Here is a 16346-nt window from a genome sequence, read left to right on the forward strand (position 1 = left end):
GGCGGCTCAGGGGGCGATGAAGTGCGCCGCACGCTCCGCCACCATCACCGTCGGTGCATTCGTGTTGCCCGAAACCATGCAAGGGAACACCGAGGCATCGGCCACATAGAGGCCTTCGATGCCATGAACCTTCAACGTCGGGTCCACGACTGCCAGGCCGTCGATGCCCATCTTGCAGGTGCTGGTCGGGTGATACAGGGTGGATGCGTGGCCGCGAACGAAATCGCGCAGCTGCGCATCGGTGACTGCGCCCGCACTGGCTGAAATCTCATCGCCGAGGTGTTCGGCGATGGGCGCCTGGCGCAAGATCTCCCGGTTCAGGCGGATGCCTTCCACCAGAAGCTGCAGGTCGCTGCCCTGCGCGTCGCTGAAGTACCGAGGGTCGATGGCCGGCGCCTCGAGCGGATCGGCGGAACGCAGGCGCAGCTCGCCATGGCTCCGCGGTCGCTGCAGGACCGAGAAAAGCGTGATGCCCGGGCTTGCCGAGAGATGGCGGTTGTGGTCGCGGTTGGCGCTGGGGATGCAATAGAGCTGAAGGTCGGGGTCGCCGGTGCCGGGTTCGACGCGCGCGAAGCCCCCGCATGAAGACCAGTTCGAGGCGAGCGGTCCGCTGCGGTCTTGCTCCCACAGCTTCATGTGAAGCGCCGCTTCCTCGTCCGCAGCCTGTGCGATGCCGAACCGCTCGTGCGTGGCACAGGTGATGGAGGCATTGACGTGGTCCTGCAGGTTCTTGCCGACGCCGGGCAGGTCGATCAGCGGGCGTATGCCGACGCGGGAAAGCTCGTCGGCCGCACCGATGCCCGAGTTCAGCAGCAGGTGAGGCGAGCCCACGGCGCCTGTACAGAGCACCACCTCGGAAGAGGCGGTGACGCGTCCGTGAATCCCGTTGTGAAGAAACTCCACGCCGGTCGCGCGCGTACCTTCGAAGATCAGGCGCAGGAGCGTCACGCCGGTGTGCAGGGACAGGTTGGGACGCGCCAGCGCGGGCGCCAGGAACGCACTGCCGGTGCCGAAGCGCGCGCCGTCCTTCACCGTGGCCTGGAACAGCCCGACGCCTTCCTGGCGCGGGCCATTGAAATCTTCGTTCGCCGGCAAGCCGGCTGCCTGCGCGGCCTGCAGCCAGAGGCGTTCCACCGCGTCGACGTGCGCGATGTCGGAGACGACCAGCTCCCCTTTGCTGCCGTGCAGGGGCGAAGCGCCAAGCCGAAGGTTCTGCTCGGACCGCTTGAAGAACGGCAGTACCTCTTTCCAGCTCCACCCGTTGCATCCGGCCGCTGCCCAGCGGTCGTAGTCGGAGGGCACGCCGCGCATGTAGATCATCGCGTTCAGGGCGCCCGATCCACCGACCATCCTGCCTCTGGGCCAGTACAGGCGCCTTCCCTTGCAACCCGGCTGCGGCTCGGTATGAAAGCTCCAGTCCACCTCGGTGTTCAGCATCGACGACCACAGCGCCGGAATGCTGGAGGCGCGGGGCGGGGCCCTGCCCGCCTCGAGCAGCAGCACCTTGCGGGCCGGATCGGCCGACAGCCGGTTCGCCAGCACGCAGCCTGCGGTGCCGGCGCCAACGATGATCGTGTCGTACGCCTTCAAAGCGCCGGATGCCGCTGGTGCCAGTCGGTCGCCTGCTGAAAGGCCCAGCCCGCGCGCACAAGCAGTTCTTCCTCGAAATGGCGGGCGACGAACTGGAAGGCAACCGGCGTGCCGGCCTCGGTGAAGCCGCCCGGCAGCGTGATCGTGGGGCTGCCGCTCATGTCGAAGGGGCAGGTGTAGCGCAGCATGGCGGACATCAGCGCGGCGTCCTCGCCGAAGGTGGCCATGCGCGCGAGCGTGGGCGACGCCACGCCGTGGGCCGGCACCAGCAGCAGGTCGATGCCCTCGAACATCGCCCGCACCCGGCCGCTGAAGGCATGGCGGTTCAGCACGATCTTCTGGTAGTCCATGCCGCTCTGCGCGCGGCCGAGGTCGAGCAGGCCGGACAGGGCCGGGCCGTACATGTCCTTGCGTGCGGGGTAGGTCGACTCGTGCACCACGGCCGCCTCGATGCCGCAGAGCGGAAACCAGTCGGCGATGACCTGCGCCGGGTCGGGGAAGGCAACTTCGCGCACCTCGGCGCCCAGCTCGCGCACGGCCGCGAGCGCGCCTTCCATCACCTTCAGGGTCTGCGCATCGACGCCCTCGCCATTCCAGCGCGCATCGATGCCCACGCGCAAGCCGCGCAGGCCCCGCTGCATGCCCGCCAGGTAGTTGGGCACGGCCGCCAGGCTCGCGGTCGGGTCCTTGGGGTCGGCGCCCGCGATGGCGCCGAGCATCGCGCCCGCATCGGCGGCGCTGCGCGTCATCGGGCCGATGTGGTCGAGTGTCGCGGCCAGCTCGAAGGCACCGTAGCGGCTCACGCGGCCCCAGGTCGGCTTGAGGCCGGTGAGCCCGTTGGCGGCGCTGGGGAAGCGGATCGAGCCGCCCGTGTCGGTGCCCAGCGAGCTATAGCAAAGCCCCGCCGCGGTCGCGACGCCCGAGCCGCTCGATGACGCACCCGACCAGTGCGCCGCATTCCACGGATTGACCGGCGGCGTGACTGTGGGGTGGTGGTCGGCATATGCGCTCTCGGTGAGCTGCAGCTTGCCGAGGATCACGGCGCCGGCCTCGCGCAGCTTGCGCACGGCCGTGCCGTCTTCGGTGGGCACGAAGTCCCGGTAGAGCGTCATGCCGGCGGCGGTGGCCACGCCTTCGGTCCAGCACAGATCCTTTACCGCGATGGGCACGCCATGCAGCGGCCCGCGGACCTGGCCCTTTGCGATCTCGGCCTCGGCGCGGCGCGCTTCGGCCAGCGCCTGTTCGGCCGTCACGATCGCATAGCTTTTCAGCGCGCCGTCGACCTTGCCGATGCGGTCGAGCTGCGCTTGCGTGACCTCGACCGGCGAGAGCTCCTTGCGCTGGATGCGCTGGCCGATGTCCACCAGCTCGAGGTAATGCAGTTCGTTGCTCATCCATGGACTCCTGTGTATTGACTCATGATTTCGAAATCGCCGAGGTGCTCGCGCGGGATCTCCCCGCCGATCTGGCCGCGCTTGATGACGAGCACTCGCTGCGACACGGCGGCGATGAATTCGAGGTTCTGCTCCACCAGCACGATCGTGAGCTTCATGCGGTCGCGCAGCGCCGCCAGCGTTTCGGCGATCTCCTCGATGATCGAAGGCTGGATGCCTTCGGTGGGCTCGTCGAGCAGCAGCAGCGTGGGCTTTCCGGCCAGTGCGCGGGCCAGCGCCAACAGTTGCTGCTCGCCGCCCGAGAGCGAACCGCCGGGCCGTTCGAGCAGCGGCTTGAGGCGCGGAAAGTCCTCCAGCAGCGCCTCGATGGTGTGCAGCGTGCGCTCGCCGGTCTTCACCAGGCCCATGCGCAGGTTGTCCATTGCGCTCAGCGTCGGAAAGATCTCGCGCCCCTGCGGCACGTAGGCCATGCCCAGGCGGGCTCGCGCATGTGGCGCAAGGCGCGTGACGTCGGCATCGCCGAAGCGCACGGTGCCCGATGTGGCACGCAGCGCGCCGATCAGCGTGCGCAGCATGGTGGTCTTGCCCATGCCGTTGTGGCCGAGGATGCCGACCGATTCGCCTTGTGCGATCTTCAGCGAGATGTCGTGCAGCACGGGGATGGCCCCGTAGCCTGCGTGAAGCCCCGATACGTCCAGCATGTTGTGGTGCGCCTTCGGGGTCAGTGCGGCTTCTTGCCGAGGTAGATCTGCTGGATCAGCGGGTCGCTCATGATGCGGTCCGGCGTGTCCTCCTTGATCACGGCGCCCTGGTGCAGCACGGTGACCTTCCTGGCGATCATGCGGATGAAGTTCATGTCGTGTTCCACCACCACCAGCGCATGCTGGCGGTTGATTTCCAGAATGAGTTCGGCCGTGCGCGCCACCTCGGCGTCGCTCATGCCGGCGGCCGGTTCGTCGAGCAGGATCAGCGGCGGATCGGCCGCGATCACCACGCCGATCTCGACCCACTGCCGCATGCCGTGCGCCAGCAGCCCGGCCGTGACGTCGCGGTAGGCATGCATGCCCACGCGTTCGAGCGTCTCACGAGTGATGCGGTCGGCCTGCGCGGTGCTGTTCAGGCGCCGCGCCGAGAGCCACACGTTCTCCCACACGCTCAGCCCGTTGAACAGGCTCGGCACCTGGGTCTTGATGCCGATGCCCAGGCGGCCCGGGTCGTGCGGCTGCATCTTCGAGATGTCCTGGCCGCGGAACAGGATCTGGCCCGAGGTCGGCTTGACCTGGCCGGTCAGCAGCTTGAAGAAGGTGCTCTTGCCGGCGCCGTTCGGGCCGATCACGCAGCGCAGCTCGGCCTCGGCCAGCGTGAAGTTCACGTCGCGCGTGGCGTGCACGCCGCCGAAGCGCACGTTGAGGTTGCGGGTCTCGATCAGGGGTGTCGTCATGGGGCCGTCTCCGTTGCGGCCAGCGCGTGCGGCGCTTCGACCGGGGCCTTGGGGACTGCCGCGGGCGAGGCCGCCTTCGGGGCATGGGCCGGCGTCTTGCGCAGGCGCCGCCACGCCATGTCGATCAGGTCGCCGAGGGTCGGCACGATGCCGCGCGGCACCAGCAGCACGAAGACCACCAGGATGCCGCCGAGCACCAGGTTGGAATTGAAGGTCTGCTGCGTACCGATCTGCGAGGTGAGCCACTGGATGGCGATGCAGCCGACGATCGGCCCGACCAGTGTGCCCAGGCCGCCGACGATGACCCAGATGATGATCTGCGCCGACTGCCCGAGGCCGAAGATGGTGGGGCTCGTGAACGCGCCCCAGTTCGCGAACAGGCAGCCCGCCAGGCCCGCGATGGCGCCGCCCAGCGTGAAGCTGAAGAGCTTGTAGGCGCGCGCGTCGTAGCCCAGCAGCAGCACGCGCTGCTCGTTCTCCTTGGCCGCGACGATCACGCGGCCGATCTTCGAGCTGATCAGCACGCGCAGCCCCAGGTAGACCAGCAGCAGGCAGCTGAAGGTGACGTAGAACAGGTCCTTCGGCGTGAGCACCTCGTCCTGCTGCCCGGGCCAGTTGAGCGTCGGTATCGCCGGGATGCCGTTGAAGCCGCCCAGCGGCGCGCTGCCGATGCGCCACTCCGGCCCGGCGGTCGAGTTGATCAGGTTGAACAGGATCAGCGTGACGGTGAGGGTGATGACGCCCATGTACACGTCCGACAGCCGGCCGTAGAAGATCACGTAGCCCAGCAGCGCGGCGAACAGCGCGGGGACCACGATCGCGAGCAGGAAGGGCACGGTGCTGTCGCCCATGTTCATCATCGCGATCGCGTAGGTGTACGAGCCGAGCCCGAAGAAGGCTGCCTGCCCGAAGCACAGGATGCCGCCGAAGCCCCAGATGAAGGCCAGGCTCACGCCGAGGATCGACATGACGGCGTAGATCGTGACTTCGATCAGCGTGTAGTCGTCCATCACGCCGGGCAGGCCGAAGAGCAGCGCGACGCCAACGGCCAGGCTGATCGCCGCGCTGGCCCAGGACTTGGCAAAACGATTCACAGGGACCCCTTGAAGAAACGCCCGGTGATGCCTTGCGGCAGCAGCCGCAGCATCACGATCGCGGCCACGAGCAGCGCCACCTCGCCCAGCACCGGCGTGGTCACGAAGGTCGCGAGCTGGTTGATGGCGCCGAACAGCGCCGATGCGCCGATCAGGCCTGCCAGGATGGCCGGCCCGCCGCCGATCACGGTGATGAAGGCCTTGGCCACGAAGGCGGCGCCCATGGTCGGCACCACGCCCGTCAGCGGCGCGAGCAGCCCGCCGGCCAGGCCGGAGAGCGCGGCGCCCACCGCGAAGGTGACCGAGTACACGCGGCTCGGGCTGATGCCGAGTGCGTTCGCCATGTCGGGCTTCTGCATGGTGCCGCGTGCGATCAGGCCCAGCTGCGTGCGCGTGAGCACGAAGCGGATCGCGAGCGACAGCACCACGGCAACCGCGATGATCACCAGCGTGTAGCCGCTGACCGAGTAGGCGCCGACGGAGAAACTGCCCAGCGGCGCCGAGACGCCAGCCGTGGTGTTGCCCGCCACCGAGGTGACGATGCCCACCAGCAGCAGCGACAGCCCCCAGGTGGCCAGCATGGTGTCGACCATGCGGCCGTAGAGGCGGCGGATGACCAGCCGCTCCAGCACCACGCCGACCAGGCCCACCGCGATCGGCGCGACGATGAACATCGCGATCCACAGGTTGATACCGATCTTGAGCGCCGCGATGACGGCATAGGCACCGAGCATCATGAACTCGCCGTGCGCGAGGTTGATGACCTTCATCATCCCGAAGATGACGGCCAGCCCGGCCGAGACGATGACCAGGCTCGCCACCGCGTAGAGCACTTGGATGAGAACGACGAGTGCGAGATCCATGCCGGTGCCTTGCCTTCAGACCTTGATCACGTACTGCTGGTTGTCCTTCGGGTTCTTCACGAGGTTGCAGACCGCGCTGGTGTCCACCGGGGGCTGCTGCTGGAAGGTCTCGACGATGTTGAGCTGCTTGTTGCGCACCTCCGCGATGCTCACGTTCAGCACGCAGTGGTGGGTTGCCGGGTCGAGCGAGACCTTGCCGCTCGGGCCATCGATGCTGATGCCGGTCTCCAGGGCGGCGATCATCTTCTCGCGGTCCAGCGAACCGGCCTTCTTCACGCCCTCGGCCCAGAGCTTGAAGCCCTGGTAGGTACCCATCGCGAGTTCGGTGATGTTGGGATAGTCGGCGCCGAAGCGCTTGTAGAAGCGCTCCTTGAAGGCCTTGTTCTGCGGCGTGTCGAGGTTCTGGAAGTAGTTGTAGGAGATGAGAAAGCCGTCGGCCTCGGCCTGCGACAGCACGATGTGCTCATTGCCGCCCGCAAACGTCGTGGACGCGAGCGGGATCTTCTTCGTCAGGCCCGCGGCTGCCCACTGGCGGTAGAAGGAGATGTGCGCGCCGCCGACCAGCGCCGAGACGATCATGTCGGGCTTGGCCGCCTCGATCTTCGAGATGGTCGGGCCGAAGTTGGTCACGTCGAGCGGGAAGAAGTCGATGGAGGCGACCGAGCCGCCGTTCTCCTGCACGAACTTCTTGACCCATTGCGACGTGATCTGGCCGTAGTTGTAGTCGGCCGCCACCACGTAGACCTTCTTGCCCCACTTCTTCATCGCGTAGGGTATGAGCTTGGCGACGGTCTGGCCGGGCGTGACGCCGGTGCAGAAGGTGTTGCGGTCGCACACGCCTCCTTCGTACTGCGTGTTGTAGAAGTACAGCGTCTTGTTGCGCGTGAGCACCGGCCGGATCACCTCGCGCGAGGCCGAGGTGATGCCGCCCATCACGACCGTCGACTTGTCCTTCAGCGCTGATTGCTGCGCGAACTGCGCATAGAGCTGCATGTTCGACTGCGGGTCGTAGGTGGCCAGCCTGATCTTCTTGCCCAGCAGGCCGCCGGCGGCGTTCTGCTCCTCGACCGCGAGCGTCATGCAGTCGGCCATCGGCTTGCCGTAGATGTCCAGCCCGCCCGACATGTCGACGATGCTGCCGACGACGATCTCGTCGGCGGCCATGGCTGCCATCGGAAACAGCGGCACCGCGGTGCCCGCCAGGGCAGCGGCCGAAGACTGGATGAAGGAACGACGATCCATGGAACTAACTCCTCGTTGCTCGGCGGGCGCAGCCGCCACTGTGTTGTCGGGAAGGGCAGGAACAGAAGAAAGCGGGCGAAAGCGTCAGATGGCTTTCCAGTCGCCGGCCTGCTCGAAGGCATAGGCGGCGCGGTAGATGGTGGCCTCGTCGTAGCAGCGGCCGGTGAGCATCATCCCGACCGGCAGGCCGTCGATCAGCCCGCAGGGCACGCTCATCGAGGGATGGCCGGTGACGTCGAAGGGGCAGGTGTTGGGCAGCACCTCGAAGGCGCGCGTGACCACCTCCTCGATGCTGGCGCCCGGCGCCGGCAGCGGCGTGGCCGTGATCGGCAGCGTGGGCATCAGCAGCAGATCGACATCGGACAGGGCGCTGTCGTAGGCCGCGGTCAGCTGGCGGGCCAGGTTCTGCGCCTTGGCGTAGTAGTGGCCGCGGTAGTGCTTGATGAAATACTCGCCCAGCACCATGGTGAGCTTGAGCGTTTCGGAGAGCTCGTCGGCGCGGTGCTTCCAGCCGGCGTGGAAGTCGACCATGCTGGTGACGTAGAGCCCCTTCCAGTTGAAGCCGTGGCCGTTGTCTTTCATCATCTGCTGGGTGGCGCCCTCGGCGGCAATCGGCAGCCAGATCGCCGGGCCGACCGAGTGCATGGGGACCGACACCTCGCTGACGATCGCGCCCAGCCGGGTGAACACCTCGGCCGCCTTGCGCACCTTGGCACCGACGGCGGGGTCCGACTGGGGCCAGCCGAAGCCTTCCTTGACGATGCCGATGCGCAGGCCGCGCACGCCGTCCTTCATGAGCTCGCTGTAGGGCTTGGCGACCTGGCCCGCATGCTGGCGGGGGTCGAGTCCGTCGGGGCCGGCCAGCACCTCGAGCATCAGCGCGTTGTCGGTCACGTTGGCCGTCATCGGGCCGGTGTGGTCGATGGTGAGTTCGATCGGCATCACGCCGGTGTAGGGCACCAGGCCGTGGGTGGCCTTCATGCCGTAGATGCCGCAGTAGGACGCCGGCATGCGGATGGAGCCACCCTGGTCGCCGCCGATCGCGAGGTCGACCTCGCCCGCGGCCACCAGCGCTGCGCTGCCCGACGAGGAGCCTCCGGCCGAGTAGCCCATGCGGTGCGGGTTGTGGACCGGCCCGGAGGCACTGGTGTGCGAGCCGCCCGAGAAGCAGAAGTATTCGCAGACCGACTTGCCCACCACCGTGGCGCCGGCATCGAGCAGCCGGGTGACGACGGTGGCGTCGACGTTCGGCACATAGCCTTCGAGCGTGGAGGCGCCGTTCATCATCGGCACGCCGGCGAGGCAGACGTTGTCCTTGAGCACCACGGTCTTGCCGGCGAGCTTGCCCTCGGCCTTGCCCTTGATCGTGGTCTTGACGTACCAGGCGCCGTACTTGTTTTCTTCGCCCAGGGGACGGTAGCCGGGCGTGCGCGCATAGCTCACGACAGGCAGGTAGTCGGGCATCGCGTCGACCGCGTCGTAGGCGTCGAAGTTGGCCTGCAACAGCGCGTTGTAGCTGCTGGCCTGCGCTTCGGACAGATGGATGCCCAGGCCCAGGGCAACGTCCTGCAGCTGGTCGAGGGTGGGGCGCTTGATGGCCATGAGCGGACTCCGCGTTCTTCGTTGAGTGGGCGCCGGCAGCCCCGAAGAGGCGGCCGGATCGGCGTTGCGTCGGCCTTGCCGCACCGTGCGAAACAGCGGGCGCCTACAGGCTCGTCACGGCTTTATTCTGTGTGCCGATATTTTCCAAGTCAAGGATTTTATTTTCCTTGGAAAATAAAACACAACCGCTCTCAGCTCACTCAAAGTCGCGTGATGACGCGAAACGCATTGCCTTCGGCCCGGGCCAGATAGATCGGCGTGCGGTTCACTCCACCGCCCTGGTAGTCGGCTTCCCGCGCGCTGCGGTAGTGGATCGGCGTGCCGCCCAGGTGTTCCAGGCAGGCCATGGGCTGCCTGCTCCCGGCGAACAGCGCGCCCAGGAAATGCATGCCCTCGTAGGTCGACTGGCCGAAGGTGTTGAGGGTCGGCGCGCGCTCGCCGAAATGCGCGTGGTAGCGCTCCTTGAAGGCCAGGTTGGCCTCCGTGTCGAGCGTGGCGAAGTAGCCGCAGGCCATGTAGAGGTCTTCCGCGTTGTCGGCGCCGATGCCCAGGAGTTCGTTCTCCCCGATGGCGCAGGAAAGCCGCAGCATGGCGCGCGACAGGCTCGTGCGGCCGAAGGCCCGGTTGAACTCGATGGCATCCTGCCCGATGAGCGAGAGCAGGACGGCGTCGACGCTGCCCTTGTGGAGCGCGTCGAGCACCTGCGAGAAATCCGTGGTTCCGAAGGGAACGTACGTCTCTCCGACCAGCTCGCCGCCGGCTTGCGCGATGTAGCCGCGCGCCATCCGGTGCGAGACGTGCGGCCAGATGTAGTCGTTGCCGACCGCGAACCAGCGCCGCGGGTGCTTGTGGCGGCCCAGCCAGCCGATCGCCGGCTGCAGCTGGCGTGCGGCGGTCTCGCCGATCGCGAAGACACCTGGCGTGGATTCCCCGCCTTCGTACAGCGGCGTATAGACGATCGGGATCTGCCCCCCCACGGCGCGCAGGATGCGATGGCGCACGGCGCTGGTGTGCATGCCGATGATGGCGTCGATGTCGCCGGCCTGCACCAGTTCGGTCAGCGTGGCTTCGATGTCGGCCGAATCGCCCGCGGCATTGACGGTCAGCAGCCGGCATGAGCGGCCCCCGATGCCCGCGTCGCGGTTGAGCTCGGCCTGCGCCAGCTTGGCGCAGGCGAGGGAAGAGGGAGCCCATATGCCGGCCGTGCCGCCCAGCGGCACGCACAGCGCGATGTTGAGTTCCTGGCGCGCAAGCAGGGGCCGCGGCCGTTGCGCGCGGGCCGCAATCCTGTTCGATGAGAGGGCGGGCATGGGACGAGTGACCGGTGCGGAGGATGGAAGGACGGCGACTGGGGCTGAGCATGCTGCAAAAATCGCGCCAATACTTTCCAAGGCAAACGATTCTGCGTAGACTCACCCGCATCCGATTCCGACGCAGACCGCCCCGCCGCCCATGCCCGAGCAAGACATTTCCCAGTACCTGGCCTACCTGCTGGCCTCCGCCAACCGGCGCATGCGCATCGGCCTGGCCCAATCCATCGCCGCGGAAGAGGTGACGGAAGAGCACTGGCGCATCCTGCAGGTGCTGGCCGACGAGCAGGGGCGTTCCATGGGCGACCTGGCGGAAACCGTGCTGCTTAACCATCCGGCGCTGACCAAGAACATCGACAAGCTGGTGAGCCGCGGGCTGGTGCAGCGCGCAGCCGACGCCACCGACAGCCGCAGGGTGCTGGTCTACATCAGCGACCTGGGCCTGGAAACGGTCTCGCGCCTGAAGAAAAGCGTGGACGCGCACCACGATGTCATCGAAGAAGCGCTGGGGCCGCGCAAGACCAGCCAGCTCAAGAAGCTGCTCGAGAACTTCATCGACGAGTGCGAAGCGCCCTGACGCGACGCCCTACAGCGCCGCCGTCACGATGATCTCGACGCGCAGGTCGGGCGCTGCCAGCCTGGCCTCGCAGGTGGCCCGTGTGGGCATGGCATCGGCGGGAATCCACTCTGCCCAGGCGGCGTTCAGGCCGGCGAAATCTCGGTCGATGTCCTGCAGCCAGATCTGCACCGACAACAGGCGCGACTTGTTCGTGCCGACGCTCGCAAGGTAGCCGTCGATCTTGGCGAGGATGTCCGCGGCCTGCGCCTGGGCGTCGCCGCTGCGGTCGTTCGCGGTGACGCCTGCGACGTAGACCACCGAGTTGTGCACGACGATGCGGGAAAGGCGTGCGTTGGAGTCGTAGCGCTGGATGTCGCTCATGATGGTTGTCCTTGCTGGAGTGGTTGAAAAGTTGCGGCCGCTCGACGCGCGAAGCGGTCGACGGCAAAGGCTTCGATGGGCAGCGTGCTGCGGCCTTCGGTCACGAGCTCGGCAACGATCTGCCCGCCGATCGGCCCGAGCTCGAAGCCGTGCGCAGAAAAGCCGAAGGCATGCACGAGGTTCGGCGCCGCGCGGCTCGGGCCGATCACGGGAATACCGTCGGGCATGAAGGCCTCGACGCCGGCCCAGGCGCGGTTGACGCCCAGCGGCTTCAGGTGCGGGAACAAGTCGGTCACCGTGCGCGCGCTGCGGGCGAGCTTCGGCATGTCGACGATGCCATGCCGCGCGTCGAGGTCCGCGGTGCAGCGCAGCCCACCGCCGATCAGCACCGTGCCGTTCGCGAACTGCTTGAAGGACAGCGGCCGGCCGGTCGCGCCGAGCACCGGCGTGACGAAGGGCGGTGCACGGTGCGTGATCATGAGCATCAGCCCGCCCCCTTCGACCGGCACCGGGTCACCGGCCTGCGCGGCCAGCGTGCCGGCCCAGGCACCGGCGGCGTTGACCAGATGGGTGGCATCGAAGCTGCCACGCGTGGTTGCCACGTGCCAGCGGCCGGCGCGATGGTCGATGCGTTCGACGCGCGTCTCCTCGTGCACTTCTGCGCCGGCGCGCTGGGATGCCAGCCGGAATGCGGTGACGGCGCGGTACGGCAAGGCATGGCCGTCATCGCGCACCCAGATGCCGCCGACGACGTGCGGCGCAATGGCGGGCACGAGTTCGCGCACCTGTTTGGCGTCGACGAGTTCTTCATGGCCGAAGCCAAGCGAATGCAGACGCGCAACGGTGTCGCGCAGCGTCTGCAGTTCCTCATCGGTCTCGGCAACCTTCAATTGGCCGCTGGGCGCAAAACCCGCGTCATCGCCGACGAGTTCGGCCAGCCGGTGCCACATTGTTCGCGACGCCAGCGCGAGCGGAATCTCGGCGACGTGGCGCCCGAGGGTTCGCACGCCGCCCGCGTTCACGCCGGAAGCATGGCGGCCACAGAACTCGGCCTCGAGCACGATGACCGCCAGCCCGCGCTGCGCAAGATGCAGCGCGCTCGACAGGCCGTGCAGGCCGCCGCCAACGACGATCACATCCGCCGATCGCTTCATTCCGCGCCCGCGAGCTCGCCCAGCGAGATCGGCTTGATCGGCGGCCGGATGCGGTAGTAGCCCACTTCGGCCGGCGTCACGCCGCGCGCGTCCGCGATCAGCTCAGTCACGGTCAGGCCGCACTGGCGCCCCTGGCACGGGCCCATGCCGCAACGCCCGAAGGCCTTCGCCTGGTTCGGTCCGTCGCAGCCGAGCGCCACGAAATGCCGGATGGCGCCGGCAGCGACTTCCTCGCAGCGGCACACGATCACGTCGTCTGCCGGAATGCGGTTGGCCTTCTTGGGCCGGTACAGCGCATCGAGGAAGGGGCGGATGCGCAGGTGCTCGCGCAGCGCCGCGCGAAGCGGCTCGGCAAGCTTGTCGCGCTCCGCGGTGGTGATCCGGCCGAGCCCGTGCATCGCGCCGAGCGCCGCAAGCTCGCCCTGCTGCGCCGCCGCCAGCGCACCACCGATGCCGAGGCCATCGCCGGCGACGTGGATGCCGGGCACGTCGAGCGCACCCCAGGCATCCGCCTCGGGCCGCCAGCACAGTTGCGCGTCGTTCCAGGTGTGCCCGGCCCGCAGCGACCAGGTGAATTGCGTGTTCGGCACCACGCCGTGGTGCAACAGAAGGGTCGAGGTTTCGATGCGATGCGCCTTGCCGCCGGCCGTGAAGCGCAGCGCCTCCACGCCGTCATCGCCTTCCGCTGCGAGGTTCTCGGCACCGGTGTGGAAGGGCACACCGGCGCGCTTCAGCACACGCATGAGCGACAGCCCTTTCTTCAGGTAGCGCCAGCCGGCCAGCGCGCCGCCGAGGTGCGAGAGCGCGCGGCGGTAGTCTTCCATCGACGTCGTGTCGACCAGCGCGCGAATTGGCACGCCCGCGCGCACGTACTGCCAGCCGAGCAGGTAGAGCAGCGGTCCGCAGCCCGCGAGCACGACGGGCTCGGCCGGCACCACGTCGGCGCTCTTCAGCAGGATTTGCGCAGCGCCAGCGGTGAGCACGCCCGGCAGCGTCCAGCCCGGGATCGGGAACGGACGCTCCATGGCGCCCGAGCAGAGCACGACGCGTCCGGCCTGCAGCGTTGAGGTCGCGCCGTCGCGCAGGTAATGCACAGCGCCTTCGGGCGTCACCTGCCAGACGGCGGCGTTGGTCAGGTGCCGGGCGCCGCTTGCAGCGAAGGCATCGGCGAGCGAGCGGCCGGCGGCGTAGTCCGGCCCGAGCAGGTCGACCCGGCGCGCCGGCGCGTCGGTGATGGAGCGATAGATCTGCCCGCCCGCACCGCGTTGCTCGTCGAGCACGACGACGCTGGCGCCGAGCCGCGCGGCAACGATGGCGGCCGACATGCCGGCCGGTCCGGCGCCAACGATGGCGATGTCGCAACGTTCATTCGACATGCGCGGCCTCTTCGGCTATCACGGCATCAGCGCCGTCGAAGGAACGCAGGCCGGCCTGCGTCTTTACCTGCATGCCTTCGGCCACCGCGACGAGGCAGCTCTGCCGGTTGGGCTGGCCGTCGATATCGACCAGGCAATCGAAGCACGCGCCCATCATGCAGTAGGGCGCGCGCGGCGCCCCGCTCACGGGCGTGGTGCGGAAGGTAGAGACACCGTTGGCGAGCAGGGCCGCGGCCACGCTGCAACCGGCCGGAGCCTGCAGGCCACGGCCATCGAAAAACAGGTTGACCATCGGCTCGCCGCGCGGCGAAGCATCGGCCGGAACCAGGGAGCGAAAGCGGATGTTAGTGGGCATGTTGGAAGGTCTCGTTGCCGTTGAGGAAGCGGTCACCGCTGAAAGATTCGATGCCGGCCGGTGCGCCGTCCCCGGCGCTGCCGGCGATCCACGGCGCGATGGAGAACGCATGGTTGGCGGCCAGCGTCACGCCGCTGTGACAGGTCACGACGAATGCGCCAGGGCACTGCGTCGATGCTTGGTAGATCGGAAAGCCGTCGGGCGTCATCACCCGCAGCGCGCCCCATGCGCGCACCAGCCGCAGGCTCTCCAGCACCGGAAAGCTGCGCACGCCGCGACGCGCGATGGTGCTCAGTACGTCGGCGGTCGTGCCGTCGTCGAGGCCGACGTCCTCGAGCGAATCGCCGAGCTGGATCGTGCCTTCGTCCGTCTGGCGCACGTAGGTGGTCGGATGGTCGAGAAAGCGGGCGACGCGTTCGCCGACCAGCACCTGGCCCCGGTTGGGTTGCACTGGCGCAAAGAGGCCGACCTGCGGCGCCAGCTCGCGGTTGCCGAGGCCGGCCGCGAGCACCACGCGCGGCGCGTGCCATGTGGCCGTGCCGGCCTCGATCTCGAAGCCGCCGGCCTGCGGCGTGATCCGCGTCGCCCGGCTGCCCTGCGCGAAGCGCACGCCGTGATGGCGGCAGGCCGCGTGCAGCGCCCGCAGCAGCTTCAGCGGATTGGCGTGGCCATCCATCCGCGTATAGCTCGCGCCGGCGACCGCGGGCCCGATGCCGGGCAGCCGTGCCTTGAGCGATGCGTGGTCCAGCATTTCGAAGGAGTAGTTGCCGTCGAGCGCGTCGCTGATGCTGCGCATGCGCGCTTCGCGTGCCTGCATCTCCTCGTCGGAAAAGCAGAAATGAAAGCCGCCGGGCTGGCGCAGCTGCACGTCGATGCCGGTGTCGGTATTCAGTGCCTCGGCGAGCTGCGGCCATTGCGCGGCCGACCTCATCGTCCAGCGCGCATACGGCGTCATGCCGAAGCCCTTGCCCTGGACCCATACGAGTCCGAAGTTGCCGCGCGACGCACGAAAGGCATCGTCGCCCTCGTCGAGGACGGTCACGCGAGTGCCGTTGCGCGCCGCGCCGTAGGCCAGCGCGGTGCCGACCAGGCCGCCGCCGACGACGATCAAATCACTTGTGTTCATGGAATGCAGAAAAAGAAATGCCCGGATGCGAGCAGATGGGCAGAGGCGGGCAGGGCGCGCTCAGCCCTTGCCGATCAGCACGCGGTCGAGACCGACGAGGCGGTCGAGCAGCACCATCAGCACCACCGTGCCGGCGATGAGCACGGTCGATACCGACGCCACCAGCGGGTCGATGGTCTGCGCGATCTGGTTGTACATGGCGACCGGCAGAGTCGTGGTGCCCGGCGTGGCGACGAACACGGTCATGGTGAGCTCGTCGAAGCTCTGGATGAAGGCGAGCATCCAGCCGCCGACCACGCCCGGCAGGATCAGCGGCAGCACGATGCGGCGGAACGCGGTCATGCGGTTCGCGCCGAGCGAGAGCGCGGCCTTCTCTGCATCGCGATCGAGGCCCGTGGCCGAGGCCAGCACCAGCCGCAGTGCGTAGGGCATGACCACCACCACGTGCGTCAGCGCGAGCCACGCGAACGACCCCGACACGCCCACCGTGGTGAAGAAGCGCAGGAACGCCACGCCCAGCACCACATGCGGAATCATCAGCGGCGACATGAAGAAGGCCGCGAGCACGCCGCGCCCCGGAAAGCGGTAGCGCACCAGCGCCAGCGCGGCCGGCACTGCCAGTACCACGGCGACGGTCGCGCTCGCAAGGCCGAGCCAGAGCGAGATCCAGAACGCGTTGACCAGCTCGGTGGCGCCGCCGATGGCGCGGAACCAGCGCAGCGAGAAGCCGTCGGTCGGCAGCGAGATGTAGCCCTTGCCTGTGAACGACACCAGCACCACTACGACCAGCGGCGCCAGGATGAAGGCGATGAAGATCGCGTGGTAGACGAGGGAGAGCAGTCCGTTCTTGCGCATGTCG

At 68.1% G+C, this 16346-nt stretch carries 16 protein-coding genes; 1 reads left to right on the forward strand and 15 read right to left on the reverse strand.

The genetic code is table 11. The features are described 5' to 3' along the window. Positions 1 to 6: 6 nt before the first annotated feature. From BLV60_RS02320 to BLV60_RS02360, 9 genes are all read right to left on the reverse strand, one after another. The gene (locus BLV60_RS02320; protein WP_093049213.1) at positions 7 to 1590 is read right to left on the reverse strand and encodes a GMC family oxidoreductase; all 1584 of its coding nucleotides are present in this window, start codon (positions 1588 to 1590) and stop codon (positions 7 to 9) included. Then, positions 1587 to 2984, reverse strand: coding sequence for an amidase (locus tag BLV60_RS02325; RefSeq protein WP_093049216.1), 1398 nt, complete (start codon positions 2982 to 2984; stop codon positions 1587 to 1589). Before BLV60_RS02325 ends, BLV60_RS02320 begins: the two co-directional genes overlap by 4 nt. Next, complete coding sequence (locus BLV60_RS02330) at positions 2981 to 3685, reverse strand: ABC transporter ATP-binding protein (RefSeq protein WP_093049219.1); 705 nt, start codon at positions 3683 to 3685, stop codon at positions 2981 to 2983. Before BLV60_RS02330 ends, BLV60_RS02325 begins: the two co-directional genes overlap by 4 nt. A gap of 20 nt (positions 3686 to 3705) precedes the next feature. Then, entirely contained in the window at positions 3706 to 4425 is a 720-nt protein-coding gene (locus BLV60_RS02335; protein ID WP_093049222.1) for an ATP-binding cassette domain-containing protein, read from the reverse strand. Continuing rightward, positions 4422 to 5519 (reverse strand): branched-chain amino acid ABC transporter permease, encoded by a 1098-nt coding sequence (locus tag BLV60_RS02340; RefSeq protein ID WP_256328809.1) that lies wholly within the window; start codon positions 5517 to 5519, stop codon positions 4422 to 4424. Before BLV60_RS02340 ends, BLV60_RS02335 begins: the two co-directional genes overlap by 4 nt. Further along, the gene (locus BLV60_RS02345; protein ID WP_093049225.1) at positions 5516 to 6382 is read right to left on the reverse strand and encodes a branched-chain amino acid ABC transporter permease; all 867 of its coding nucleotides are present in this window, start codon (positions 6380 to 6382) and stop codon (positions 5516 to 5518) included. The genes BLV60_RS02340 and BLV60_RS02345 overlap by 4 nt, the downstream gene beginning before the upstream one ends. Before the next feature lie 15 nt (positions 6383 to 6397). Beyond that, positions 6398 to 7624, reverse strand: coding sequence for an urea ABC transporter substrate-binding protein (locus BLV60_RS02350; RefSeq protein WP_093049228.1), 1227 nt, complete (start codon positions 7622 to 7624; stop codon positions 6398 to 6400). An 84-nt stretch (positions 7625 to 7708) separates the two neighbouring features. Beyond that, positions 7709 to 9226, reverse strand: coding sequence for an amidase (locus BLV60_RS02355; RefSeq protein WP_093049231.1), 1518 nt, complete (start codon positions 9224 to 9226; stop codon positions 7709 to 7711). 200 nt (positions 9227 to 9426) lie between these two features. Then, the gene (locus BLV60_RS02360) at positions 9427 to 10536 is read right to left on the reverse strand and encodes a substrate-binding domain-containing protein (protein WP_093049234.1); all 1110 of its coding nucleotides are present in this window, start codon (positions 10534 to 10536) and stop codon (positions 9427 to 9429) included. 142 nt (positions 10537 to 10678) lie between these two features. Here BLV60_RS02360 and BLV60_RS02365 point away from each other — a divergent pair, with 142 nt between their 5' ends. Further along, the gene (locus BLV60_RS02365; protein WP_093049237.1) at positions 10679 to 11113 is read left to right on the forward strand and encodes a MarR family winged helix-turn-helix transcriptional regulator; all 435 of its coding nucleotides are present in this window, start codon (positions 10679 to 10681) and stop codon (positions 11111 to 11113) included. 9 nt (positions 11114 to 11122) lie between these two features. Here the strand turns inward: BLV60_RS02365 and BLV60_RS02370 are convergent, their stop codons facing one another. Genes BLV60_RS02370 through BLV60_RS02395 form a run of 6 tightly spaced genes read right to left on the reverse strand, consistent with a single transcriptional unit; the run spans position 11123 to position 16342 of the window. Next, positions 11123 to 11476: a RidA family protein gene (locus tag BLV60_RS02370; protein WP_093049240.1), complete on the reverse strand. Its 354-nt coding sequence runs from the start codon at positions 11474 to 11476 to the stop codon at positions 11123 to 11125. Continuing rightward, positions 11473 to 12630 (reverse strand): NAD(P)/FAD-dependent oxidoreductase, encoded by a 1158-nt coding sequence (locus BLV60_RS02375; protein WP_093049242.1) that lies wholly within the window; start codon positions 12628 to 12630, stop codon positions 11473 to 11475. The genes BLV60_RS02370 and BLV60_RS02375 overlap by 4 nt, the downstream gene beginning before the upstream one ends. Then, the gene (locus BLV60_RS02380; protein WP_093049245.1) at positions 12627 to 14006 is read right to left on the reverse strand and encodes an NAD(P)/FAD-dependent oxidoreductase; all 1380 of its coding nucleotides are present in this window, start codon (positions 14004 to 14006) and stop codon (positions 12627 to 12629) included. The genes BLV60_RS02375 and BLV60_RS02380 overlap by 4 nt, the downstream gene beginning before the upstream one ends. Further along, entirely contained in the window at positions 13996 to 14361 is a 366-nt protein-coding gene (locus tag BLV60_RS02385; RefSeq protein WP_093049248.1) for a (2Fe-2S)-binding protein, read from the reverse strand. Before BLV60_RS02385 ends, BLV60_RS02380 begins: the two co-directional genes overlap by 11 nt. After that, entirely contained in the window at positions 14351 to 15487 is a 1137-nt protein-coding gene (locus BLV60_RS02390) for an NAD(P)/FAD-dependent oxidoreductase (protein ID WP_093049251.1), read from the reverse strand. Before BLV60_RS02390 ends, BLV60_RS02385 begins: the two co-directional genes overlap by 11 nt. Before the next feature lie 60 nt (positions 15488 to 15547). After that, the gene (locus BLV60_RS02395; RefSeq protein ID WP_093049254.1) at positions 15548 to 16342 is read right to left on the reverse strand and encodes an ABC transporter permease; all 795 of its coding nucleotides are present in this window, start codon (positions 16340 to 16342) and stop codon (positions 15548 to 15550) included. Positions 16343 to 16346: the final 4 nt, after the last annotated feature.

Origin of the sequence: Variovorax sp. YR634 (assembly GCF_900106655.1) — a bacterium.
Lineage (GTDB): Bacteria > Pseudomonadota > Gammaproteobacteria > Burkholderiales > Burkholderiaceae_C > Variovorax.